The sequence below is a fragment of the Streptomyces sp. NPDC111744 genome, from assembly GCF_055634995.1.
On sequence record NZ_JBVKCG010000013.1, the window covers coordinates 110,376 to 132,620 of the forward strand.

Genomic DNA, 22,245 nt, shown 5'->3' on the forward strand with positions numbered 1-22,245 from the left:
GGGAAGGAGGAGAAGGGGTATTTGTGGGGGGGGGGGAGGGATGTGCATTGTGGGGGGGGGGGGAGGGTTTGGTGGGGGGGGCGGCTCCGTGTTTCCCCCCGGCCGCGTCGTCGCGGGGGTGCGGTCAGAGACCGCGGTCGACCCGTTCCCGGCTCGTCACAGGAGCACCACCGAGCGCAGGACGTCACCGTGGCGCATCCGCTCGAAGGCCTTCTCGACCTCGTCCAGGGCGATGGTCTCGGTGACGAAGGCGTCCAGGTCGATGCGGCCCTGAAGACAGAGGTCGATGAGCATCGGGAAGTCACGGGAGGGCAGACAGTCCCCGTACCAGGACGACTTGAGCGCCCCGCCCCGGCCGAAGACGTCCAGCAACGGCAGTTCCAGCTTCATCTCCGGGGTGGGGACGCCGACCAGCACGACGGTCCCGGCGAGGTCACGGGCGTAGAAGGCCTGCCGGTAGGTCTCCGGCCGCCCCACCGCCTCGATCACGACGTCGGCGCCGAATCCGCCGGTCAACTCCCGCACCGCTTCGATGGCGTCGGTCTCCTGGGAGTTGACCGTATGGGTGGCGCCGAGTTTCCGCGCCGTGTCCAGCTTGCGGTCGTCGATGTCCACCGCGATGATCCTCGCCGCCCCGGCCAGGTGCGAGCCGAGGACCGCGGCGGCGCCCACGCCGCCGCAGCCGATCACGGCGACGCTGTCGCCGCGTCCGACGCCGCCGGTGTTGAGGGCGGCGCCGATGCCGGCCATCACCCCGCAGCCGAGCAGTCCGGCGGCCGCCGCGGAGGCGCCCCGGTCGACCTTGGTGCACTGTCCGGCCGCCACCAGCGTCTTCTCGGCGAAGGCACCGATCCCGAGGGCAGGGGAGAGTTCCGTTCGGTCGGTCAACGTCATCTTCTGCCTGGCGTTGTGCGTGCTGAAGCAGTACCACGGCCGCCCGCGCAGACAGGCGCGGCACTGTCCGCACACGGCCCGCCAGTTGAGGATGACGAAGTCGCCGGGTGCCACGTCGGTGACCCCGTCACCGACCGCCTCGACGACCCCCGCCGCCTCGTGTCCCAGCAGGTACGGGAAGTCGTCGCCGATCCCGCCCTCCCGGTAGTGCAGATCGGTGTGGCAGACCCCGCAGGCCTCGACCTTGACCAGCGCCTCACCCGGCCCGGGATCGGGCACCACGATCGTCTCCAGGCCGACGGGGGCGCCCTTCCTCCGCGCGACGACGGCACGGACCTGCTGCGACATGGCCACTCCTCGGCTGACAGAGGGGCGAGACGTTGCCTATGGCGACACTCATCTCGCGTATCGCAACACAGCATCGCGGAGCCCGCAGCGGCGGTCAAGGACACCGCCGCATCGCGAAGTTCACCGCCGAGCCGATCGTGAGCCGGCCGGTGACCAGGACGTCAGTCGTCGTCCGGGCCCGGTACCACGACCAGGAAGGCGTCCGTCCGCAGATCCATCACGACCGTCGCGGGCTCACCCTCGGCGCGGCGCTCCGCCGCGTACTCCTCCGCCGGCCACGATCCCCGCGGAGCTCCGGCGGGGAAACGTTCCAACACCTTCGCGCTCATGGCGGCAAACACCTCCAGCGTCCTTCCTCCGGCCGGATCCGGCCTCTGTCCTGCGGTTCGTCTGCCCGTGATCGGCGCGGACATGCCCAAGGCCCCGGCCCCGGGTCCGCCCTCCGCCGCTCCCGGTCGACCGTGGTCGCCGAAGGGCAGACCATGGAATCCGCCGCATCCGAGACGGCGGCACACGGGGAAGTGATCTCCAGGAGGGCCCACGCGGAGGACGCAGAGCTGATGAACACTGACGACCACGCCCCCGGCCTGCGTTGCCTGGTGACCGGGGCGACCGGATACATCGGCGGCAGGCTGGTGCCGGAGCTGCTCGCCGACGGCCATCGGGTGCGCTGTCTGGCGCGCTCCCCCGGCAAGCTGCGCGACCACCCGTGGGCCGGGCAGGCAGAGGTGGTGCGGGGCGATGTCACGGACGCCGCCGACGTCGCCGAGGCCATGCGGGGCGTCGACGTGGCCTACTACCTGGTGCACGCGCTGGGCAGCGGCGACGACTTCGAGGCGACGGACCGGAGGGCGGCGCGGATCTTCGGCGAGGCGGCCCGGACCGCGGGGGTACGGCGCGTCGTCTACCTCGGCGGTCTGACGCCGTCGGGCGTGCCGGAGTCCGAGCTGTCGCCGCATCTGCGGTCGCGGGCCGAGGTGGGCCGGATCCTGCTGGACTCCGGGGTGCCCACGACCGTGCTGCGGGCCGCGGTCGTCATCGGTTCGGGCTCCGTCTCCTTCGAGATGTTGCGCTACCTCACGGAGCGTCTGCCGGTCATGGTCACCCCCAGCTGGGTGCGCGCCCGCATCCAGCCGGTGGCGGTCCGCGACGTGCTGCGGTATCTCGTCGGCAGCGCCCGGATGCCGGCCGGCGTCAGCCGGGCCTTCGACGTCGGCGGACCGGACGTCCTGACCTACCGCGACATGATGACGGGGTACGCGGCGGTCGCCGGACTGCCCCGCCGGCTCATCCTCCCCGTGCCGGTGCTGACCCCCGGCCTGTCCAGTCACTGGGTCGGGCTGGTCACCCCGGTTCCCGCGTCGATCGCCCGGCCGCTGACCGAGTCGCTGCGCCACGAGGTCGTCTGCCACGAGCACGACATCGCCCGGTACGTTCCGGATCCTCCCGGCCATCCGTTCGGCTTCGACGAGGCGGTACGGCTGGCCCTGCAGCGCATCCAGGACGCGCAGGTGACCACCCGCTGGTCCTCGGCGGCGGTGCCGGGCGCGCCCAGCGACCCGCTGCCCACCGACCCCGACTGGGCGGGCGGCAGCCTCTACACGGACCGACGGGAGCTGACCGTGGACGCCTCGCGGGAGGCCCTGTGGCGGGTGATCGAGGGGATCGGCGGGGACCACGGCTGGTACTCCTTCCCGCTGGCCTGGGCGGTACGGGGCGGCCTGGACCGGCTGGTGGGCGGGGTGGGGCTGCGCCGGGGGCGGCGCGACGCGGCGCGGCTGCGGGTCGGCGACTCGGTGGACTTCTGGCGGGTGGAGGAGATCGAGCCCGGCCGTCTGCTGCGCCTGCGCGCCGAGATGCGGCTGCCGGGTCTCGCCTGGCTGGAGATGTACGCCGACACGGATCCCGGGGGCCGCACCCGCTACCGCCAGCGCGCCCTGTTCCATCCGCACGGGCTGCTCGGCCACGCCTACTGGTGGAGTGTCTCCCCCTTCCACGCGGTCGTGTTCGGCGGCATGGCCCGCAACATCGCGCTGGCCGCGGCCCGCACCCCGATCACTCCGGCGAGGGAATTCACGCCCCGCGGGTGACGGCCGCATCCGCAGGGCCGCCCGGGCCGGAAGTACCTCACCGGCCGCCCGCCATTCGAATCCGGAGAAGCACCATGAACGTCTCGGTCGTCCTGTTCACCGCCGACCTGCGTCTGCACGACCATCCGCCGCTGCGGGCGGCCGCCGAGGCCCGCGAGGTGGTCCCGTTGTTCGTACTCGACACGGGTGTCATGGACGCCGGGTTCGCCGTGCCCAACCGGATGGCCTTCCTCGCCGACTGCCTGCGGGACCTCGACGGCGGTCTGCGCAAGCGGGGCGGGCGGCTGGTGGTGCGCTCCGGCGACGTCGTCGAGGAGGTGTGCAAGGTGGCCGCCGAGACGGACGCCGACGAGGTCCACCTGGCCGGCGACGTCAGCGCCTACGCCCAGCTGCGGGAGGGGCGGCTGCGCCGGGCGCTGGAGCCGGAGGGGCGGCGGCTGCACGTGCACGACACCGTGACCACCGCCGTGACCCCCGGCGACCTCACCCCGGCCTCCTCGGACCACTTCGCCGTCTTCACCCCGTACTTCCGCCAGTGGTCCGGAGTGCGGCTTCGGGACGCGCTGACCGCGCCGCGCACCGTGCGGGTCCCGGACGGGGTCGGCTCCGAGGACCTGCCCTCCCCCGCGGACCTCTCCGGAGTCTCCGAGGGCCTGGCGGCCGGCGGGGAGACCGCGGGCCGCAGGCGCATGTCGGCCTGGTTGCGCGACGGGATCGGCGCGTACGAGGACCGGCACGACGACCTGGCGGGCGACGCCACCTCCCGGCTCTCGCCCCATCTGCACTTCGGGACGGTCTCCCCCGTGGAACTGGTCCACCGGGCACGCACGGTGGGCGGGCCCGGCGCCGAGGCCTTCGTACGGCAGATCGCCTGGCGTGACTTCCACCGCCAGGTGCTCGCCGCCCGGCCCGCGGCCGCCACCGCCGACTACCGGACCAAACGCGACCGCTGGCGCTCCGAGTACGCCGCGCGCGAGGACATCGCGGCCTGGAAGCAGGGACGCACCGGATACCCGGTGATCGACGCGGCGATGCGCCAGCTGCGCCACGAGGGCTGGATGCACAACCGCGGCCGTCTGCTGGCCGCGAGTTTCCTCGCCAAGACCCTGTACGTCGACTGGCGCGTGGGCGCCCGCCACTTCCTGGACCTCCTGGTCGACGGTGACGTCGCCAACAACCAGCTCAACTGGCAGTGGATGGCGGGCACCGGCACCGACACCCGCCCCAACCGCGTCCTCAACCCCGTGACCCAGGCCAAGCGCTACGACCCCGACGGGGCGTACGTCCGCCGCTGGGTTCCCGAACTCGCCGCGGTCGACGGCCCGGCGGTGCATGAGCCCTGGAAGCTGCGGGGCCCGGACCGGGCCGGTCTCGACGGCTACCCGGACCAGGTGGTCGAGCTCTCCGAAGGCCTCGCCCGCTTCAAGCGGGCCCGCGCCCGCGAATGAGGGAAGGCCCCCGCGCACGGCCCGGCGGCCCCGACCCCCGGCGCGCAAGGTCGTGGTCATCGAGGCCAGGTCGGACTTCCGGCACCGGCACTTCCACCGGGCCAAGGCCCATCTCGCGCGGCCGAACTCGGCGACCGGGTGCGGTACGTGCGGGCCGAGACCTACCGCGAGGGACTCCGGCGGGCCTTCGCTGACAGCTCTGTGACGGTCCATCACCCCACCGCGCGGGCCGCCCTGCGGCTGCTGTCGGCCGCCGGGGTCGGGTCGGCCGGCCGACCGGAGCACTGCCCGGCGTCACGGTCCGGCCCGGGCGCGGATTCCTGGTCCCGCACAAGGCCTTCCGCGCCCGGGCGGACGGCCACGGCGGGCAGCGGCTGCGCCAGGAGGACTTCTACCGCTGGGTACGGCGCGGCCACGGAATCTTCGTGAACGGCGACGCCCCGGGCGGCGTCGGCCGTGCGCGACGGCGCACGCGTACGGGAACGACTTCCCGTTCACCGTGTACCCCGGATGCGGCGGCCGCTGCCCGGCCCTCCCCCGGGACCGACCGTCAGGCCGGTTCGCCGGACGGTCCCTCCCGGTACGCGGCGAGGATGTCGAGGGCGTGCTGCAGGCTCGGCGGCCGGAGCATCCCGCGGGCCGGGGAACCGGACCAGCCGGGTCCGCCCAGCACGACCAGGGGACGGCGGCGTGCGCCCTTCACCCCCCACTCGGTGTCGGCGACATGCCGGGCCAGCGGCAGGCTGGCCGTGGAGCGTGCCTGCGCCCACAGCACCACGGCCGACGGGCCCAGCCGGCGCACCGCCGCCGCGAGCGCCTCCGCCGGGACGGCGGCGCCGAACATGCGGGTGGGCAGGCGCAGTTCTCCCAGTCCGGCGTTGAGCGCCTCGATCGGCAGGGTGTGCTGCTCGCCGGGCACGCAGGCCAGGACGACGGGTCCGGCGCCCTGCCGGTCGGGCGGCGGGGTGCGGCGGCGCAGGGCGGTGGAGACATGCCAGGACAGCAGGTGCTCGACCTCGACGTAACGGTCTCCGGACGAGGCCCACTTGCGTCCGACGGCGTGCAGGGTCGGCACCATCACCTCGTGCCAGGCGACGGTGATGCCGTACTGCTCCACGGCGGCGGTCAGCAGTTCCTCGACGGCCGGGGCGTCCAGCCGTACCGCCGCACGGGCCAGCCCCCGGCACTCCTGGCGCACGTCGCCGAGCGGCAGCGCGCCGGCCGCGTGCGAAGGGCTGCGGTCCGGTGGCCGCACCGTCGCCCCGACCGTTCCCGGCGGTGCCTCGGCCGTCTCCCTGGCGGCCCGGGCCGCCTCGGCCGGCGGCACCCCCGACGAGGTCAGCCGGCACATCTCCTCGAGCACGGCCACATCGTGCGGGGACCAGCGGCGGTGCCGTCCGTCGGCGCGGACCGCGGGCCCGATGCCGTAGCGGCGGTCCCAGGAGCGGAGCGTGGTGGGCGACACCCCCAGCCGACGGGCCAGTGCGCCGGTCGTCAGGGGCACGTCCACCGCCTTCCCGGACCGTCCGGGCCGGTCCTGCGCCTCGCCGTGCGGGGATGGCCGGATCATGGCAGCGACTATACGACGCAGAAACGATGCGAGTTGATGGCCGGGTTCGGCGCCTCGGACGATGGCGGTGCCTGGGCCCGCGTCGGCGGCAGTCCCGAGTCCGCCCTTCCGGCAGCCGCCCGGCCGGGCCGAGTGTCCCCCCGCAGGGTCGTCGCGCGACGTGAGGAGCCGCCGTCATGAGCCCGCAGCACAGTGCCGTCCCGCCGGCGCCGACGGCGGAGTCCCGCACCGACGAGGAGCTCGCGCGCGGGCTCGTGGCGGGTGACGAGGACTGCCTGGCGGCGGCCTATCACCGCTGGTCGGCCCTGGTGCACACGCTGGCCTGGCGCTCCCTGGGCGACGCCAGGGAGGCGGAGGACGTCACCCAGCAGGTGTTCCTCGGGGTGTGGCGCGGGCGCCGGGGTTTCCGTCCGGAGCGCGGCTCGTTCGGCGGCTGGATCACGGGGATCACCAGGCGGAAGATCTCCGACGCGCTGACCGCCCGGACCCGTCGGCTCGCCCTGATCGCGTCGGCCGGCTCGTCGCTGGCCCTGGCCGATCCCGCGGCCCGGCAGCCCGACGCGGCCCTCGACCGGGTCATCGTCCTGCACGAGCTGGCCAAGCTGCCCGCCCCTCAGCAGCGGGTGCTCAGGCTGGCCTTCTACGAGGACCTCACCCACACCCAGATCGCGGAACGCACCGGCTGGCCGCTGGGCACGGTCAAAAGTCACGCCCGCCGTGGCCTGCACCGGCTGCACGGCCGTCTCCAGCAGGAGGCGGGCGGCTGAGCCCCATGCCACCACACCCCGCCCACGCCGGTACCCGCACCCCAGCCCTACACATAAAAGCGAAATAAGGGCAGAATGTGTGATAGCTGCTTATATCGCACGCATCAGCCGCAGTCAGGCCTGCACAGTCAAAGGAGACGACTCATGGCCAACGTCTCGCACGGCAGAAGCGACATAACGAGCCACCCCGATGTCGGAGAGATGCGGGAGCGCTACGACCGCATGCTCGGCGGTCGTGATGTGGCCCTCGTGGACGGACCGGTGTTCCTGCTCGGTCTGTACTGCGCGGCGTCCCCGTGGATCCTCCACTACACGGCCAGCCAGCCGGCACTGATGACCCACAACCTGATCATCGGCATAGCGATAGGCCTGCTGGCGCTGGGGTTCACCCGGGCTCCGGAGCGCATGTACGGCCTCAGCTGGGCCATGTGCGCCATGGGCCTCTGGATGATCATCGCGCCCTGGGTGGTCGGCCGCAGTCCGGACACGGGCGTCATCATCAACAACGTCGTCATCGGCGCACTGGCCTTCTGCCTCGGGCTGATGTGTGCCGCTTCGACGGCCCGGCGGACGCCTATGGCGTAGCCACACCGAGCTCCCCCTTTGAAGGGAGGCTGCGGGGTCGGTCCGGTGACGGCGGACCGGCCCCGCCGCGGGTCATCGGCCGGGTACCAGCCAGGGCTCCTGCGGGAGCGGGCTGCCGGTCTCGATGAGGGACTTCAGGTTGGAGAGTACGGCGGGCCAGCCGGCCGAGACGGCGCGCAGCTCGTCCTCGCCGTCCAGGTCCTCGTGGGTGACGGTGAGCCGGACGATGTCGGCGTGCCGCTGGATGTCGAAGGTGACCCGGGAGTGCCGGTCCGGCTCCCCTTCGTGCTCCGGCGCGGCCCAGCTGGTGACCAGCCGGGTCGGGCGCTCGCTCTCGACGACGGTGCCGACCACGTCGGCGATGCCGGAGCCGTCGGTGCGCACATGCTCCCAGCGGGAGCCGGGCCGCCAGTCGGAGACGTTGGAGTGCCCCCAGTAGACGGCGGTCAGGTCGGCGTCCGTGAGGGCGTCCCAGACCTTCTCGGGGGTGCTGGCGATGTAGGTGACGTAGACATAGCTGGGCTTGTCGCTCATGGCTTCCTCGGCTCGCCGCTTCAGGTCGCCGAGCGCGCGCAGCCGCGGGCGCTCGAACTTGTCGATCCACCGCTCCTGGATCTCGTGGAGCGGCACGGGGTTGAGGTAGTGCAGCTTCTCCCGCCCCCGCCGCACCGTGCTGATCAGGTTCGCGGCCTCCAGGACGGCCAGGTGCCCGGTCACCGACTGCCGGGTCATCGCGATGCGCTCGCACAGCTCGCCCAGCGTCTGCCCGTTCTGCTCGTGCAGCCGGTCGAGCAACCGTCTGCGCGTGTCGTCGGCCAGCGCCCTGAAGACCTGGTCCATTCCGCTGCCGTCCCCTGATCGCACACTCAACGTTATGCAGGCAACTACCTGCATGTCAACGTCGGCGGTGGGCGGCGCGCACTCATACCCCCAGATCGAACGAGATCCACACGTCCGGCGACAGCTCCGGCCGACCCGGGACCGGGCGGGGTTCCTCCGTCCACGAGTCGCCCGCGAGATCGGCCGCGACCCGCCGCCAGAAGGCGACGGCGCCGGGGTTCTCGTACTGGAACGCGATCTCCCAGCTGCCCGGATGCCGGGTGAGGACCTCGCGCACGGCACGCAGCCCGACGCCCGTCCGGCGTGCGCCTCGGGCCACGAAGAAGCTGTTGAGCACCCGCAGGGGTCCGCCCAGCCCCCGGACGAAGGCGAAGCCGACCGGATGCTCGCCCCGCACGAACAGATAGGGCGCCCAGTCGGGCGAGGAGAAGGCGTCCTCGACGCGCTCGCTACGGAACGTGCCGTCGGGGTTGGGCAGCAGCCGGCGGAACTCGGACAGATCGTGGCGGAACATCAGCCACAGCCGTTCGACGGCAGGGCGGTCCTCGATGGATGCCGGGCGGACGACGACGTCGGTTTCTGTGGTGTCGGACATGAAAAAAGCCTCACCCGACGGGAGTTGATGGCGCCGGGTGAGGCTGACGTGTGTTCCGGAGACTACACCGCGACCGGGCTCTCGGGCGCCAGATACTCCTCGCTGACCTCCTTGCGTCCGAACGGCCACACCTTCTCCAGGCGCGCCCAGATCAGGAACGCCACACAGCCGAGGGCGAGCCAGGCCAGGGACCACTCGACGGGGTGGCGGCCCGGGGAGTTTTTGTCGGCGTAGCCGTAGATCACGCACCAGCCGGCGAAGGCGATGATGCTCGGCACGGGGTAGAGCCACATGCGGTACGGCCGTTTCAGTGCCGGCTGGCGGCGGCGCAGCACCGTGAGCGCCACGATCTGGGCGAGCGCCTGCACGATCACCATCACGGTGGTGAGCAGCTGGATCAGCGTGGCCAGGTCGGTGTGGCGGCCGATCAGGAAGCCGACGGCGGTGATCACGCCCATGGTGGCAAGGCCCAGCATCGGGAAGCGGTGCTTGGGGTGGAGCTTCTCGTAGGGGCGGAAGAAGACCCGGTCCCGGGCCGCGTCGTACGGCACCCGGGAGCCGCCGAGCAGGCCGGTGAAGACCGAGGCGAACGCCGTGATCAGGATCAGGACGGTCACCGTGTCGGCGGCGCCCTTGCCCCAGGTCTTCTCCAGGACAGCCGAGGCGACCGAGGTCGAGGCGATGTCGTCCGGGTTCGTCATGCGGTGCCAGTCGATGACGCCGAGCGTGCCGATCTGCAGCAGCAGGTAGATCGCCATGATGCCGACGATCGAGAAGAGGATGGAGCGCGGCAGGATGCGGCCCGGGTCCTTGATCTCGGCGCCCATGTAGGCGGTGGTGTTGTAGCCGAGGTAGTCGTAGATGCCGATGGTCAGGCCCGCGGCGAAGCCGAGCCAGAAGTGGTCGCTGGTCAGGTCGAAGGCGTGCGCCGGGTAGGTGAAAGCGAGGTGCGGGCTGAAGTCGGAGGCCGCGGCGACGATCACCAGCAGCACCGAGGCGATCATCACCGTCCACATGACGGCGGTGATCCGGGCGATGTGCTCGATGCCCCGCCAGAGCAGGAGCACCACCAGGGCGATGATGCCGAGCCCGGTCAGGTCGCCCGAGGTCTGGCCGAGGCCGGGGGAGAGATAGCCCAGGTACTGGACGAAACCGACCACGCCCGTGGACATGATCAGCGGGATGAAGAGCATCGCCGTCCAGACGAAGAGGAACGGCATCAGGCGTCCGGTGCGGTACTGGAAGGCCTGGCGCAGATAGACGTAACTGCCGCCGGAGCCGGGCATCGCGGCGCCGAGCTCGGCCCAGACGAGGCCGTCGCAGAGCGCGAGCACGGCGCCTGCCACGAAGCCGATCACCGCCTGCGGGCCGCCGAACGCACCCACCATCAGCGGGATGGTCACGAACGGGCCGATGCCGCACATCTGGCTCATGTTGATGGCGGTGGCCTGGAACTGGCCGACGCGCCGGACGAAACCGCCTTCGGACGGCGGACTACCAGGACCGAGGGGACTACCGGGACTACCGGACATGGGGGCTCCTGAGCGAGGCGCTGGGGAAGAGGCGGGACGCGGACGACGGGCAGCGGCCGATTCGGCGGGATGGCCGATAAAGTTAAGGAGCCTTACTAGATGCGTCAAGTATGCGTCGGGAATCGGTGAGAATGGTGTGATGGCCGCCAGCGACGTCGTAGAGCAGCAGGAACAGCCCTGGAGCCGGCAGCGACTGCGCAGCACCAACGAGCGGCTGCTGCTGGACCGGCTGCGCCTGCTCGGTTCCGCCTCCCGTGCCCAACTCGCCCGTGAGACCGGGCTGTCGAAGCCGACGGTCTCCAGCGCGCTCGCGGCACTGGAGTCGGCGGCCCTGGTCCACGAGGTCGGCACCCACGCCCCGGAGCGCGGCCGCACGGCCGTGCTGTACGCGCCCGACCCGGCGGCCGGGTACGCGCTCGGCGTCGACGTGGGCCGCGGCTGGCTGCGGGTGGCGGTCGCCGACCTGGACGGCACCCTGGTCGCCCGCTCCGACGTGCGCAACCGGGCCCGTGGTTCGGGCGCCATGGCCGACCTGGTGGTCACCACCGCACGGCAGGTCGTAGCCAACTCGGGGGTGGATCCGGCCGAGGTGGTGCACGGAGTGGTGGGCACGCCCGGCGTCTACGACGAGCGGCAGCGGCGGGTGCGGTACGCGATGCATCTGCCGGGCTGGGGGCGCGCGGGACTGTTCGACCGGATGCACGACGAGCTGGGCATCCCGCTGGAGGTGCACAACGACGCCAATCTCGCGGCGCTGGGCGAGTACACGTACGGCGTCGGGGCGGGCAGCCGGCTGTTCGCGTACATCATGATCGGCACCGGTCTGGGGATGGGCGTCGTCAGCGAGGGGCGGCTGTTCACAGGGGCGCACGGGCTCGCCGGGGAGATCGGCTTCCTGCCGTGGCCCGGGCAGCAGCGCAAATCCGAGCGGCTGGAGGACGCGGTGTCGGGGGTGGCCGTGGTCGAGGCGGCGCGCCGGTTCGGGATGACCGGGCAGCTCACCGCGAAGGCCGTGTTCGACGCGGCCCGCCAGGGGGACCCCGCCGCCGTCGAGGCGGTACGGCTCGAGGGCGAGCGGATCGCGCACACGGTGGCGGCGGCCGCGGCCGTACTCGATCCCGACCTGGTGGTGCTGGGCGGCGGGGTAGGCCACAGCGTCGACCTGCTGCTGCGCCCGGTCCGGGACCATCTGCGCACGCTCACCCCGCTGCGCCCGAAGCTCGCGCCCAGCCGGCTCGGCGAGGACGCGGTGCTGCTCGGCGCGGTGGCCACGGCCCTGGGGACCGCCCGTGACCTGGTCTTCGAGCGCAGGTCGGCCACGTCCTGAATCCGGCGCCGCCAACTCGCGCGGGCGCCATGGTGATTGACACGGCCCTCTCAGGACCCTAGCTTGAGCCGAGTTAGTAAAGTTTCCTAACTTTACGAGCCTGGAGACCACCGTGTTCCCTCGCCGCCCCGGACACCGCCTCGCCACGGCCGCCGTGGCCCTGGGCCTGCTCTGTTCACTCAACACGAGCGCCTGGGCCGGGGCCCGCGACCCGGCCCACGGGCACACCCGGATCACCCGTGTGCCGTCCACCGCCGGGTCGCAGACCCCGCTGTCCGGCTACGCGATCCGGTCGACGGCCGACGTGAGCGACTCGGCGTCGGCGGTCTCCTCCCCCGGCTACCCGGCCAAGGGCTGGTATCCGGCGGGCGCCCGCTCCACGGTGCTGGCCGCGCTCCTGGCCGACGGTGCGTACCCCGACCCGTTCGTCTCCACCAATCTGCAGAAGATCCCCAAGTCGCCCTTCCAGGTGCCCTGGTGGTACCGCAGCGACTTCACCGTGACGGACACCTCGCAGCGCACCTATCTGGACTTCAGCGGGGTGATCTCGGCGGCGGACGTGTACGTCAACGGCCACCGGGTCGCGACGACCACCGACGTGACCGGCGCTTACACCCACCATGAGCTGGACGTCACCTCGCTGGTCGGGTCCGGGACGAACACGGTCGCCTTCCGTATCCAGCCCAACGACCCGGACAAGAACCTCACCATGGGCTGGATCGACTGGCTCCAGCCGCCCCCCGACCAGAACATGGGCATCGTCCGTGACGTCCTGGTCCGGCGCGGCGGCCCGGTGGCGCTGCGCGACGCGCACGTGGTGACCAAGCTCGCGGTGCCGTCCCTGGCGACGGCCGACCTGACGGTGAGGGCACAGGCCCGCAACGACTCCGACACGCCGGTCACGGCCGAGGTCTCCGGCACGGTCGCCGGAGTGGCCGTCACCCGGTCTGTCGCCCTCGCAGCCCACCAGACCAAGACCGTGACCTTCACCCCCGCCGACGTCCCGGACCTGCACCTCACGTCCCCGAAGGTGTGGTGGCCGGCCGGCATGGGCGGCCAGCCGCTCTACGACCTCGATCTCACCGCCTCCGTCGCCGGCACGGCGTCGGACACCGCGCACGAGAGCTTCGGCATCCGTGACGTCCAGGCACCGCTGAACTCCGACGGCGCCCGCCAGTACTCGATCAACGGCCGCAGGCTGCTGATCAAGGGCGGCGGCTGGTCACCGGACGAGTTCCTGCGCTGGGACCGGACCTATGTCGAGGACCGCCTGAAGTACGCGCTCGACCTCGGACTCAACGCCATCCGTCTGGAAGGCCATATCGAGCCCGACGAGTTCTTCGACATCGCCGACCGGTACGGCATCCTCACGCTGCCCGGCTGGGAGTGCTGCGACAAGTGGGAGGGCCAGGTCAACGGCGACGGCGAGCGCGGCGAGAAGTGGACGGCCGCCGACTACCCGGTGGCCCAGGCCTCCATGAGCGCCGAGGCCGCCCGGCTGCGGGACCATCCGAGCGTCGTCTCCTTCCTGATCGGCAGCGACTTCGCACCCGACGCGAAGATCGAGAAGACCTACCTGGACGCCCTGAAGGCGGCCGACTGGGCCACCCCCGTGGTCTCCGCCGCCTCCGACAACTCCACTCCGCAGCTGGGCAGTTCGGGCATGAAGATGACCGGCCCCTACGACTGGATCCCGCCGAACTACTGGTACGCCAAACGTGAGGGGGGCGCCACCGGCTTCAATTCCGAGACCAGCGCGGGCCCGGACATCCCCACCCTCGACACCCTGCGCCGCATGATGACCCCGGCCGAGCTGGACACCCTCTGGAAGAACCCGGACCTCAAGCAGTACCACCGCTCCCCGTCCCCGGTCTTCGGCACCCTCAAGATCTACGACGAGGCTCTCACCGGCCGCTACGGCGCCCCGAAGAGCCTCACCGACTACGTACGCAAGGCGCAGCTCGCCCAGTACGAGAACGTCCGCGCCCAGTACGAGGCGTACGGACGCAACCAGACCGACTCCTCGAAGCCGTCCACCGGGGTCGTCTACTGGATGTTCAACAGCGGCTGGACGTCCCTGCACTGGCAGCTGATGGACCGTTACCTCGACCAGGGCGGCGCCTACTTCGGCGCGAAGAAGGCCAACGAGCCCCTGCACATCCAGTACTCGTACGACGACCGCTCCGTGGCCGTGGTGAACAACCGGCACACCTCGGCGTCCCGGCTCACCGCGCGGGCGACGCTCTTCAACCCGGACGGCACCCAGAAGTACGACCAGAGCGTCACCGATGTCTCGGTCAGGGGCGACGGTGGGCACACCACCGCGCTCACCCTGCCGGCGTCGGTGAGCGGACTGTCGTCCACGTACCTGGCGCGGCTGGTCCTGACCGACGCGACGGGTAAGGAGGTGAGCCGCAACGTCTACTGGCTCTCCACCAAGCCGGACGCCCTGGACTGGGCGGGCACGGACTGGTATTACACGCCGACGACGAGCTACGCGGACCTGAAGGGGCTGACGTCGATGGCCCAGGTGCCGGTCACGGCCACGGCGTCGACCACGGCCGCGGACGGCATGGCGACCACCACGGTGACGGTCCGCAACACGGGCACGGACAGGACCCCATCCCTGCTGACGGACGTCCACTTGGTCGACGCGAACGGCAGGCCGGTGCTGCCGGTGCGCTGGTCGGACAACGAGGTCAGTCTGTGGCCGGGCGAGTCGGCGACCCTGACGGCCACCTACCGCATCGCCGACCTGCACGGCTCGCAGCCCCGGGTGCGGGTCTCCGGCTGGAACGCGGTGGAGCGGACGGTTCCGGCGGGGCTGCCGGAACCGTCCGCCCAGCTCAGCTCACGTTGAGCGCGGTGTCGTCGATGACGAAGGACGTCTGGAGGGTCGACCCCTCGACGCCGCTGAACTTGATCGTGGCCGTCGTGCCGGCCAGGGAGGAGACGTCAAAGCTCTTCAGGACGTATCCGGAGGCCGCGTTGAGGTTGGAGTACGTGGCCAGGGTGGTGGATCCGGCGGTCACCGTCAGCTTGTCGTAGGCGGTGCTGGTGGTGGTCTCCGCGGTGTCCACGTGCAGATAGAAGCTCAGGGTCGCGGAGCAGCCGGACGGGATGGTCACCGACTGGGACAGCGTGTCGGTGTGGGCCGATCCGTAGCCGTCGAGCCAGGCCTTGTAGGAGCCGGTGCGGGCGGCCTCGCTGGTGGAGTTGGTGATGACCCCGCTGCTGGCGGTCCAGGTGGTGTTTCCGGACTCGAAGCCGGGGTTGCCGAGCAGCTGGGTGGCGGTGCAGGTGCCGCCACCACCGCCACCGCCACCGCCTCCGCCTCCGCCGCTGCTGCTGCCGTTCCCGGCGAGCCAGGCGGTGGCGTTCAGGGCAAGGGCCGCGTTGGTGGCGCCGCTGTCGTTCCAGCCGTCGTACAGCGTGTTGCCGGACTGGCCGGTGCCGTCGTCGATGGGCGAGGAGTCGCCCCAGAAGGCGACCCGCCCGCTGCCGAAGGTGCTGGTGGCGACGAAGGCTCCGGTGTTGCCGGAGTAACCGCTGCGGTAGAGGAGGCCCTTGACGCTGGAGTTGTCGGAGGGCTTAAGGGTGGCGGTCGTACCGTCGGCGATCAGGCTCTTGGTGACGGTGCCGAACGAGCCGTGCAGCACGGGGTCGGTGCTGTCGCTGATCGCGGCCGGGTAGCCGGAGCTGACGTCGAGCGTGTCGACCGAGAGGCCGAACGGGTCGGTCGAGTCGACGCTGTTGTTCGTCATCAGGTCGTTGAAGATCTCGACCGCGTCGTAGCCGTCGTTGTTGCGGTCGGCGCCGGTGTGGTCGGAGATCATGAACAGACCGCCGCCGTTCTTCACGAAGTTCATGATCGCCGTCTTCTCGGCGGTCGTGAACAGCGTGTTCGGCTCGGGCAGCACCAGCGCGTCGAAGTTCGACAGGTCGGTGGTCGACGAACCGCCGTACGTCAGGGCGCTGGTGGCGGTCTTGAGGCTGTAGCTGCCGGTCTTCTGGAGAGCGACGCCCCATGACGAGAGGGCGCCGGTCCAGTCCGTCTCCGAGGACGGGGAGGAGTTCTGGGAGAGCGGGTCGGGCTTGCTGGTGGAGATGATCCAGTCCGCGTTGCCGGCCTCCTCGGCGTGGCCGTCGTCGAACAGGACGCGGTAGGTGGTGGCCGCGTGGGCGGGGGCGGCCGCGGTGCCGACCTGGAGGGCGGCTCCCGTGACGAGCAGGGCGAACCCGGCCAGGGCGGTGGTGATTCTATGGCGGGATCTGCTGGATCCAAGCATCCGGCGAACCTCCGTGAGGGGGTGGGGTAGAGGCGGTGCGGGCGCCAACTCTGCGCGCGTAGAACTCGTTTGAGATTTCTACACGCGTCGACTCGTTGAAAGGTACATGGCATGTCGGGTCGGTGAACAGAAAACCGCTGTAACAACCGGACGGGACTGCCGGCGGATTGAGCGGGCAGATTGGATTCCAGCGGAGTTCAGACGAAGAGGGGCGGACATGGAGATCTCGGGCATCATCAGTGCCATCATCATCGGTATCATCATCGGTGTGCTGGGGCGCCTGGTCGTCCCCGGCCGCCAGCACATCGGCATTCTGTTGACGATCGTCGTCGGCATCGTGGCGGCGCTGCTGGGGTCGGCGATCGCGGCCGGCTTCGGCGTGGCGGACACCAAGGGGCCGGACTGGATCGAGTGGTTCATCCAGATCGCACTGGCGGCGCTGGGCATCGCGGCGCTGGACCGGACCAGGGTGCGCCGGTAGCGGGAGCGGTCTGGTGGCCGAAGCGCGCCGACAGCTGGGAAGCGCCGCTCACATCGCGTAGATGTACGGCGTGGTCGTGCTCAGCGCGTGGAAACCCAGTCGCTCGAGGATCGGCCTGCTCATCGCAGAGGCGTCCACCTGCAGATACCGATAACCGTGAGTCGCGGCGGCACGGGCCCGATGGGCGACGAGGGCGCGATAGACACCGCGCCCCCGCCACCCCTCCACCGTGCCGCCGCCCCACAACCCGGCGAATCGCGTCCCCGGCACCAACTCCATACGAGCGGCACTCACCGGCTCGTCCCCCGCCAGGGCGACGACCGCGACCACGGTGTCGGGCTGCTCGGCGAGCCGCGCAAGCAACCAGTGCCGCAGCCGCGAACCGTCGGTGCCGAACGCCTTCTCGTGGACGTCCACCACGAGCTCGACGCCCACCGCGTCCGTGACGGTCACCACCCGCACGCCGTCCGGAAGTCCGGCGTCGACGGTCAGTCCGGCACCCTCGGCGATCATCAGCGTCTCCTCCGGCTCGGGCCGGAATCCGGCCTCGACAAGGCGCGTGCCCAGGTCCGGCGGGAGGTCGTGGCCGTACAGCTTCCACTCGAAGTCGCGGCCCAGCCCCCGGAAACGGTCGATCTGCTCGGCGATCGCACGATCCGCGGTCGCCCCGTCCAGGGCCGACCAGACAACGCCGTTCCATCCCTCACCGTCCGCCACCTGGCGTACTACGGAGCCCACGCGTTCGATACGCGCGCCGGGACCGTCGGGCCGGGCGCCCTCTCGCATGTCACGGTCGTACAGAGCGAGCACCGCTTGATGATCCATCAGAGCACTCCACCATCCACGCGCCCCCGGCGGCAACGCAATTACCCGGTCCCGCGCGGCCGCACGGCCGCCAGGTACGCGGCGAGCCGGTCCCGGTTGCGGGCCAGGCAGTCGATGCGGGCCTGGATGCGCTCGATGTGCCCGCTGAGCAGCGCCGCCGTCTCCGGGGTCACGCACTCCCGGGGCGGATGGATCTGGTCGGGGTCGGAGAGATACGGGAGGATCGCGCGGATCATCTCCGTGGTCAGCCCGGAGTCGAGCAGGCCGCGGATCCGCTGGACGTCCTGGACGGCGGCCTCGCCGTAGAACCGGTAGCCGTTGTCGGCGCGGTCGGGGTGGAGCAGGTCCTGTTCCTCGTAGTAGCGCAGCAGCCGCTGTTCCTGCTGCTCGGACACCAGGTGATGTACACGTACCTCGTGCCGTTCGCGCGGCATGCCGGGTTCGGCCAAGGGCGTACGGGCCTGCTGCTGGCGGTGTTCGGCACGGCCACCGTCGCCGGGATCTGGGTCACGGGCCTCCTGGTCGACCGGCATCCGCGGGCGACGGTGCTCACCGCGCTGGCGCTGTTCGCCTCCGTGCTGCTGGTGCTCGGCCGGTACGCCGGCACGCCCGCGGTGCTCGTGGGCGCCGTCGCCCTGTGGGGTGTGGCCTTCGGCGGGCACCGACCCTGATCCGGACGGCGCTGGTGGACGCCTCGGGACCCGCCGACGCCGAGGTGGCGACCTCGCTGCAGACCACCGTCTACAACACCGGCATCGCCGCAGGTTCCCTGGTCGGCGGCCTCGCCCTGGACCGGCTGGGCGCGGCAGCGCTGCCCTGGACCGCGCTGCCGCTGGTGTCGGCCGCGCTCGCGGTCGTCGTGCTGGGACGGCGGAACGCGTTCCCCGCCGGCCGGTACGGCAGGCGACGCGACCGCTCGTCCGCTCAGCCGAGTTCGAGCGTCGTCACCCCGAAGACCCGCTCCAGGGCGTAGTCGCGGACCGGGCCCGTGTACATGCGGGCGGTCTCGAAGGAGGGCGTGAATCCGGCCCCTTCGGCGAGGGCGACGCCCGCCGCGCTGGTCTCGGGCACGTCGACGGCGACCTGGCGGCCGGCCGCCTCGGCGACGAGGGCGGTGAACAGGGCGCGGGCGTCCTCGGCGGTGTCGGCGAACAGGGGGCCGATGCGCAGGCAGTCCTGGCCGGGGCGGATCACGCCGTAGCCGGTGAGTCGGTCGCCGTCACGGCGTACGAAGGCCCGGTGGCCAGTGCCTGTCAGCCAGGCGGCCACGAACCGCGGCCGGTCGGCCGGGCAGCAGGCGCTGTCGTACGCCGTGACGGCCGGCAGGTCGGCGGCGCGCGCCGGGCGGACGCCCTCGGGGATCTCGGCGGCCGGGGCGGAACCCACGAACCGGGCGGTGCGGTATGCCAGTTCGAAGCCCGACTGGCGGTAGTTGTCCTGCTGGGCCACCACGCCGTCGAGGCCGACTGTGCGGGTGCCGGCGTGGGCCAGTGCGGTCTTCCAGGTGGCGAGGCCGTGGCCGTGGCCGCGCAGGTCGGGGCGGACCAGGTACCAGCCCAGGAAGGCGTAGTCGGCGCTGTAGTTGACGACGGAGACGGCCGACACCGGTTCGCCGTCGATGCGGCCGATGAAGAACCCTTCGGGATCCTGGGCGAAGAAGGCGGGCACGTCCGACAGCCCCGGATTCCAGCCCTCGTCCGCTGCCCAGCCGCGGACCACCGGCCAGTCGTCGGGCGTGGCCTGGGTGACGACGAGGTCCTGGGGGGCCGGAGATGTCATCGATGCGCTCCATTCAGCGGCTGGTTCGGACGGGGGCGGCGACCGGCGCCACGTCCGCAGCATCCTTCCCGATCACCGGGCGTCGCACCACGCCGGGATCAAGCCGTCGCCATGCGCAACAAGCCACTTCGGTGCGCTTGTTGGCCGAGTCGGCGCACCGGGACCGGTGCACGGCGCAGGCCCCACCGGTCGGGGTCCGGTGGGGCCTGCAGGCACGTTTCTCGGCGCGCCGACCCGGTTGCGTGCCGGACGGTCAGCGCGTGCGGCCCGGCCCGAAGCGCCGGCGCAGCACGGTCCCGGTGAGCAGCAGCGCCGCACTGCCCGCGACGGCCGGGCCCGTGAGGTCCGTCCCGGTGTGGGCGAGCGTGGTCACCGCGGCCGGCGGCGGGGCGGGGTGCGTCCTGGGGCCGGGGTGGGTCTTGATCGGTGTGGGGGCGGGCGGCTCCGGGGTGTTCGGGTGGTCGCCGGAGGTGTTCACCGAGGTGTTGCCGGTGACCGGATTGAGTGCACCGACCACGTTCACGCTGTTGCCGCTGACGTTGACCGGGAGGTGGACCGGCAGCTGGATGCCGTTGCCGGAGATCACCCCGGGCGAGTCGGCCTCGGTGCCCTGCGCGGACGCGCCGCCGGTCGTGGCCGAGCCGCCGGGCGCGCCTTTGCCTGCGTCGCCGCCCTCGTTCGCGCAGGTGTTGCCGGCCGCCGGGTTCAGGAGCCCCACCACGTCCACGGTGTTCCCGCACACGTTCACCGGGACATGTACCGGCAACTGGATGCCATTACCGGAGATCACCCCGGGCGAACCGGCCGCGGTGCCGTCCGCGCCGGAGTCGGCCCAGCACGGAACCGCCACGGCCATCGCACCGGAGGCGGCGGCGACGGCGATCACACCGTTTCGGGTAACCCGTTTCATAGGTTCCCTGCCTTCCAGAAATTGATGCGGGCGCTCGCCCGCACCGGTTAAACCGTGAACGCACCATGTGAGTTATGGCCGATCGACATTTCACCCCATCGAGCGGCACTGATATCGAACTCGTGGCAAAATCGTGTAATGGGCCTGAAGCCGGTGATCGCGGCAGAATACGGCACCCCGCTCGGGCCGGCTCGCCGGGAGGCGTGCTCACCGGCGCCCGCTTATGGTGATCGAAAGCCCCGTTTCCGGTCCGCCACGGAGCGTCCTGGAGGCCCTCGATGCCGGCCATGCCCCGTACCCGGCCCGCCGTGCGACGCTGCGCCGGCGCCGGAGCCGTCGCGCTGGCCCTGCTCGGCGCGGGGCTGCCCGCGACCGCCGGGGCGAGCGGCAAGGAGCCGGACCTGACCCGTTTCTACCGGCAGAAGGCCCGCTGGACGGCGTGCAAGGACGTGGAGCTGCCCAAGGACATGCAGTGCGCCAAGGTGACCGTGCCGCTCGACTACGCGAACCCGGCCAAGGGCACCATCGACCTGGCGCTGTCCCGTTACCGGGCGACCGGGAAGTCCCGGGGCTCGGTGCTGCTGAACTTCGGCGGCCCCGGCGGCTCGGGCGTGAGCGGGCTCGGGCTCGGCGGCAAGGACTTCATGAGCCTGACCAACGGCTATGACGTGGTCGGCTTCGATCCGCGCGGGGTCGGCCGCTCCTCCCCTGTCAGCTGCGGCGACGGCCTGGACGAGTCCTCGGACGACGCGAGCTCCGACAAGCCCCCCGACATCGCCCATCCCCAGGCCCTGATGAAGATGCTCAAGCAGCTGACGGTCCGGTGCACCGAGAACTCCGGGCCCGTGCTGTCCCACATAGGCACGGTGAACGCCTCCCGGGACCTGGACGTCATCCGCCAGGCGCTCGGCGACAAGAAACTGAACTACCTGGGCTTCTCCTACGGCACCAAGCTCGGCGCGGTGTACGCGGCGCAGTTCCCGCACAAGGTGGGCCGGATGGCCCTGGACGGCGTGGACACACTGACCGAGTCACTGGCCGAGCAGGGGGTGGCGGGCGCCCAGGGACAGCAGACGGCGCTGGACGACTTCCTCGACTGGTGCGTCACCGACCTCGGGTGCCCGTTCGGGCAGGACCGGCGCAAGGCGGGGGACGCGGTCGTGGAGCTGGTGCGCTCGCTCGACGAGAACCCGGTCCCGTCCGACTTCGGCGGCCCCTTCTCCGGTCAGGACCTGGTGGGCGCCATCGGGCAGGGGCTGTACAGCAAGGAGCTGTGGCCGCTGCTGGAGCGGGCGCTGGCCTCCCTGATCGAGGACGGTGACACCCGGGGGGTGCAGAACGTCGCCTCCGGCGGCTACGCCCTCCCCGTCGGGCAGCGCCGTGGCATAGGGCTCGTGGACGGCGGCGACATCCCCGTGGACAACCTGTCGGCCGCCCTGATGGCGATCAGCTGCGCCGACGATCCCGACCGGCCGAGCGCCCGGCAGCTCACCCAGGATGTCGACCGGCTCTCCAAGGAGTACCAGCAGGCGTCGCCGGTCTTCGGCCGGTTCCGGCTCACCCAGGTGCTGCTGTGCTACGGCCGGCCGCGCGGCACGGACTTCATCCGCGACAAGGTGAAGAACGTATCGTCCGCCCCGATGCTGCTGGTGGGCACGCGCGGCGACCCGGCGACGCCGTACCGCTGGGCGATCGAGACGGCGAAGCGGCTCGGGCCGTCGGCCGTGGTGCTGGACAACAGGGACGACGGCCACACCGGGTACACGTCCTCCAAGTGCGTGCACGGCAAGGTCGACGACTTCCTGCTGTACGGCACGCTGCCGGCCGACGGCAGCTCCTGCCCGGCGGACGGCGACAGCCGCGGCGCCACCGCCGACTCGTCGGGCTGAGGCTCAGGTCCTGTCCGGCGGATCAAGTCGCAGGAAACGAGCGGTGCCTTATGTACGCCGGTGAGCGGAGTGTGGT

At 71.6% G+C, this 22,245-nt stretch carries 21 protein-coding genes and 1 pseudogene; 11 read left to right on the top strand and 11 right to left on the bottom strand.

Translation table 11 applies throughout. The annotated features are described in order from the left end of the window. Positions 1-156 precede the first annotated feature (156 nt). Entirely contained in the window at positions 157-1,242 is a 1,086-nt protein-coding gene (locus ACZ7OO_RS26905; RefSeq protein WP_471508449.1) for an S-(hydroxymethyl)mycothiol dehydrogenase, read from the bottom strand. A 161-nt stretch (positions 1,243-1,403) separates the two neighbouring features. Then, the gene (locus tag ACZ7OO_RS26910; protein WP_351707570.1) at positions 1,404-1,571 is read right to left on the bottom strand and encodes a hypothetical protein; all 168 of its coding nucleotides are present in this window, start codon (positions 1,569-1,571) and stop codon (positions 1,404-1,406) included. 231 nt (positions 1,572-1,802) lie between these two features. On the opposite strand from ACZ7OO_RS26910, the gene ACZ7OO_RS26915 reads away from it, so the two are divergent. The 3 genes and pseudogenes from ACZ7OO_RS26915 to ACZ7OO_RS26925 form a co-directional block, all read left to right on the top strand. Next, on the top strand, positions 1,803-3,332 hold the full coding sequence (locus ACZ7OO_RS26915; RefSeq protein WP_471508451.1) for an SDR family oxidoreductase: 1,530 nt from the start codon (positions 1,803-1,805) through the stop codon (positions 3,330-3,332). Between the two features lie 74 nt (positions 3,333-3,406). After that, positions 3,407-4,780: a cryptochrome/photolyase family protein gene (locus ACZ7OO_RS26920; RefSeq protein WP_471508452.1), complete on the top strand. Its 1,374-nt coding sequence runs from the start codon at positions 3,407-3,409 to the stop codon at positions 4,778-4,780. Further along, positions 4,665-5,223: pseudogene (locus ACZ7OO_RS26925) on the top strand (cryptochrome/photolyase family protein); the annotation flags it as partial. The gene ACZ7OO_RS26920 and the pseudogene ACZ7OO_RS26925, both read left to right, overlap by 116 nt. A 107-nt stretch (positions 5,224-5,330) precedes the next feature. On the opposite strand, the gene ACZ7OO_RS26930 reads toward ACZ7OO_RS26925, so the two are convergent. Then, a complete protein-coding gene (locus ACZ7OO_RS26930) occupies positions 5,331-6,350 on the bottom strand; it encodes a MerR family transcriptional regulator (RefSeq protein WP_471508454.1) in 1,020 nt (339 codons plus the stop codon). Positions 6,351-6,526: 176 nt separating this feature from the next. On the opposite strand from ACZ7OO_RS26930, the gene ACZ7OO_RS26935 reads away from it, so the two are divergent. Continuing rightward, positions 6,527-7,117: a sigma-70 family RNA polymerase sigma factor gene (locus ACZ7OO_RS26935; RefSeq protein ID WP_471508456.1), complete on the top strand. Its 591-nt coding sequence runs from the start codon at positions 6,527-6,529 to the stop codon at positions 7,115-7,117. A gap of 144 nt (positions 7,118-7,261) precedes the next feature. Further along, on the top strand, positions 7,262-7,702 hold the full coding sequence (locus ACZ7OO_RS26940) for an SPW repeat protein (RefSeq protein ID WP_471508458.1): 441 nt from the start codon (positions 7,262-7,264) through the stop codon (positions 7,700-7,702). A gap of 72 nt (positions 7,703-7,774) precedes the next feature. Here the strand turns inward: ACZ7OO_RS26940 and ACZ7OO_RS26945 are convergent, their stop codons facing one another. From ACZ7OO_RS26945 to ACZ7OO_RS26955, 3 genes are all read right to left on the bottom strand, one after another. Next, positions 7,775-8,542 carry an ArsR/SmtB family transcription factor gene (locus ACZ7OO_RS26945; RefSeq protein ID WP_471508460.1) on the bottom strand — a complete coding sequence of 256 codons (768 nt, stop codon included), beginning with the start codon at positions 8,540-8,542 and terminating at the stop codon, positions 7,775-7,777. Positions 8,543-8,624: 82 nt separating this feature from the next. Then, complete coding sequence (locus ACZ7OO_RS26950; RefSeq protein WP_471508462.1) at positions 8,625-9,137, bottom strand: GNAT family N-acetyltransferase; 513 nt, start codon at positions 9,135-9,137, stop codon at positions 8,625-8,627. 62 nt (positions 9,138-9,199) lie between these two features. Next, positions 9,200-10,669, bottom strand: a complete 1,470-nt coding sequence (locus tag ACZ7OO_RS26955) for an APC family permease (protein WP_471508464.1) — start codon at positions 10,667-10,669, stop codon at positions 9,200-9,202. 139 nt (positions 10,670-10,808) lie between these two features. Here ACZ7OO_RS26955 and ACZ7OO_RS26960 point away from each other — a divergent pair, with 139 nt between their 5' ends. Together ACZ7OO_RS26960 and ACZ7OO_RS26965 are read left to right on the top strand one after the other, a co-directional pair. Then, positions 10,809-11,996 (top strand): ROK family protein, encoded by a 1,188-nt coding sequence (locus ACZ7OO_RS26960; RefSeq protein WP_471508466.1) that lies wholly within the window; start codon positions 10,809-10,811, stop codon positions 11,994-11,996. A gap of 112 nt (positions 11,997-12,108) precedes the next feature. Beyond that, complete coding sequence (locus ACZ7OO_RS26965) at positions 12,109-14,856, top strand: glycoside hydrolase family 2 protein (RefSeq protein ID WP_471508468.1); 2,748 nt, start codon at positions 12,109-12,111, stop codon at positions 14,854-14,856. On the opposite strand, the gene ACZ7OO_RS26970 is transcribed toward ACZ7OO_RS26965, so the two are convergent. Next, positions 14,843-16,285: a hydrolase gene (locus tag ACZ7OO_RS26970; protein ID WP_471508469.1), complete on the bottom strand. Its 1,443-nt coding sequence runs from the start codon at positions 16,283-16,285 to the stop codon at positions 14,843-14,845. The two genes, ACZ7OO_RS26965 and ACZ7OO_RS26970, sit on opposite strands and share 14 nt — an antisense overlap. 217 nt (positions 16,286-16,502) lie before the next feature. Between ACZ7OO_RS26970 and ACZ7OO_RS26975 the strand changes: the two genes are divergently transcribed. Beyond that, positions 16,503-16,766, top strand: coding sequence for a GlsB/YeaQ/YmgE family stress response membrane protein (locus ACZ7OO_RS26975; RefSeq protein ID WP_471508471.1), 264 nt, complete (start codon positions 16,503-16,505; stop codon positions 16,764-16,766). Positions 16,767-16,814: 48 nt separating this feature from the next. Here ACZ7OO_RS26975 and ACZ7OO_RS26980 read toward each other — a convergent pair whose 3' ends face one another. Further along, positions 16,815-17,591 (bottom strand): GNAT family N-acetyltransferase, encoded by a 777-nt coding sequence (locus tag ACZ7OO_RS26980; protein ID WP_471508473.1) that lies wholly within the window; start codon positions 17,589-17,591, stop codon positions 16,815-16,817. Positions 17,592-17,632: 41 nt separating this feature from the next. Continuing rightward, positions 17,633-17,986 carry a MerR family transcriptional regulator gene (locus ACZ7OO_RS26985; protein WP_471508475.1) on the bottom strand — a complete coding sequence of 118 codons (354 nt, stop codon included), beginning with the start codon at positions 17,984-17,986 and terminating at the stop codon, positions 17,633-17,635. A gap of 6 nt (positions 17,987-17,992) precedes the next feature. On the opposite strand from ACZ7OO_RS26985, the gene ACZ7OO_RS26990 reads away from it, so the two are divergent. Together ACZ7OO_RS26990 and ACZ7OO_RS26995 are read left to right on the top strand one after the other, a co-directional pair. Further along, positions 17,993-18,262 (top strand): hypothetical protein, encoded by a 270-nt coding sequence (locus ACZ7OO_RS26990; RefSeq protein ID WP_471508477.1) that lies wholly within the window; start codon positions 17,993-17,995, stop codon positions 18,260-18,262. A 14-nt stretch (positions 18,263-18,276) separates the two neighbouring features. After that, complete coding sequence (locus ACZ7OO_RS26995; protein ID WP_471508479.1) at positions 18,277-18,564, top strand: hypothetical protein; 288 nt, start codon at positions 18,277-18,279, stop codon at positions 18,562-18,564. On the opposite strand, the gene ACZ7OO_RS27000 is transcribed toward ACZ7OO_RS26995, so the two are convergent. Both ACZ7OO_RS27000 and ACZ7OO_RS27005 read right to left on the bottom strand, forming a co-directional pair. Then, positions 18,516-19,370, bottom strand: coding sequence for a GNAT family N-acetyltransferase (locus ACZ7OO_RS27000; protein WP_471508481.1), 855 nt, complete (start codon positions 19,368-19,370; stop codon positions 18,516-18,518). The genes ACZ7OO_RS26995 and ACZ7OO_RS27000 overlap by 49 nt on opposite strands. Before the next feature lie 253 nt (positions 19,371-19,623). Next, on the bottom strand, positions 19,624-20,280 hold the full coding sequence (locus ACZ7OO_RS27005) for a chaplin (RefSeq protein WP_471508483.1): 657 nt from the start codon (positions 20,278-20,280) through the stop codon (positions 19,624-19,626). Positions 20,281-20,558: 278 nt separating this feature from the next. Here ACZ7OO_RS27005 and ACZ7OO_RS27010 point away from each other — a divergent pair, with 278 nt between their 5' ends. Further along, positions 20,559-22,169, top strand: coding sequence for an alpha/beta hydrolase (locus ACZ7OO_RS27010; RefSeq protein ID WP_471508485.1), 1,611 nt, complete (start codon positions 20,559-20,561; stop codon positions 22,167-22,169). Positions 22,170-22,245: the final 76 nt, after the last annotated feature.

What these genes read in the sequence shown, in the direction of transcription:
- ACZ7OO_RS26955 (WP_471508464.1), bottom strand. Translation starts at nt 10,669, where the DNA reads ATGTCCGGTAGTCCCGGTAGTCCCCTCGGTCCTGGTAGTCCGCCGTCC.
- ACZ7OO_RS26930 (WP_471508454.1), bottom strand. Translation starts at nt 6,350, where the DNA reads ATGATCCGGCCATCCCCGCACGGCGAGGCGCAGGACCGGCCCGGACGG.
- ACZ7OO_RS26975 (WP_471508471.1), top strand. Translation starts at nt 16,503, where the DNA reads ATGGAGATCTCGGGCATCATCAGTGCCATCATCATCGGTATCATCATC.
- ACZ7OO_RS26980 (WP_471508473.1), bottom strand. Translation starts at nt 17,591, where the DNA reads ATGGATCATCAAGCGGTGCTCGCTCTGTACGACCGTGACATGCGAGAG.
- ACZ7OO_RS26945 (WP_471508460.1), bottom strand. Translation starts at nt 8,542, where the DNA reads ATGGACCAGGTCTTCAGGGCGCTGGCCGACGACACGCGCAGACGGTTG.
- ACZ7OO_RS26935 (WP_471508456.1), top strand. Translation starts at nt 6,527, where the DNA reads ATGAGCCCGCAGCACAGTGCCGTCCCGCCGGCGCCGACGGCGGAGTCC.
- ACZ7OO_RS26970 (WP_471508469.1), bottom strand. Translation starts at nt 16,285, where the DNA reads ATGCTTGGATCCAGCAGATCCCGCCATAGAATCACCACCGCCCTGGCC.
- ACZ7OO_RS27005 (WP_471508483.1), bottom strand. Translation starts at nt 20,280, where the DNA reads ATGAAACGGGTTACCCGAAACGGTGTGATCGCCGTCGCCGCCGCCTCC.
- ACZ7OO_RS26950 (WP_471508462.1), bottom strand. Translation starts at nt 9,137, where the DNA reads ATGTCCGACACCACAGAAACCGACGTCGTCGTCCGCCCGGCATCCATC.
- ACZ7OO_RS26990 (WP_471508477.1), top strand. Translation starts at nt 17,993, where the DNA reads ATGTACACGTACCTCGTGCCGTTCGCGCGGCATGCCGGGTTCGGCCAA.
- ACZ7OO_RS26915 (WP_471508451.1), top strand. Translation starts at nt 1,803, where the DNA reads ATGAACACTGACGACCACGCCCCCGGCCTGCGTTGCCTGGTGACCGGG.
- ACZ7OO_RS26940 (WP_471508458.1), top strand. Translation starts at nt 7,262, where the DNA reads ATGGCCAACGTCTCGCACGGCAGAAGCGACATAACGAGCCACCCCGAT.
- ACZ7OO_RS26905 (WP_471508449.1), bottom strand. Translation starts at nt 1,242, where the DNA reads ATGTCGCAGCAGGTCCGTGCCGTCGTCGCGCGGAGGAAGGGCGCCCCC.
- ACZ7OO_RS26960 (WP_471508466.1), top strand. Translation starts at nt 10,809, where the DNA reads ATGGCCGCCAGCGACGTCGTAGAGCAGCAGGAACAGCCCTGGAGCCGG.
- ACZ7OO_RS27000 (WP_471508481.1), bottom strand. Translation starts at nt 19,370, where the DNA reads ATGACATCTCCGGCCCCCCAGGACCTCGTCGTCACCCAGGCCACGCCC.
- ACZ7OO_RS26920 (WP_471508452.1), top strand. Translation starts at nt 3,407, where the DNA reads ATGAACGTCTCGGTCGTCCTGTTCACCGCCGACCTGCGTCTGCACGAC.
- ACZ7OO_RS27010 (WP_471508485.1), top strand. Translation starts at nt 20,559, where the DNA reads ATGCCGGCCATGCCCCGTACCCGGCCCGCCGTGCGACGCTGCGCCGGC.
- ACZ7OO_RS26910 (WP_351707570.1), bottom strand. Translation starts at nt 1,571, where the DNA reads ATGAGCGCGAAGGTGTTGGAACGTTTCCCCGCCGGAGCTCCGCGGGGA.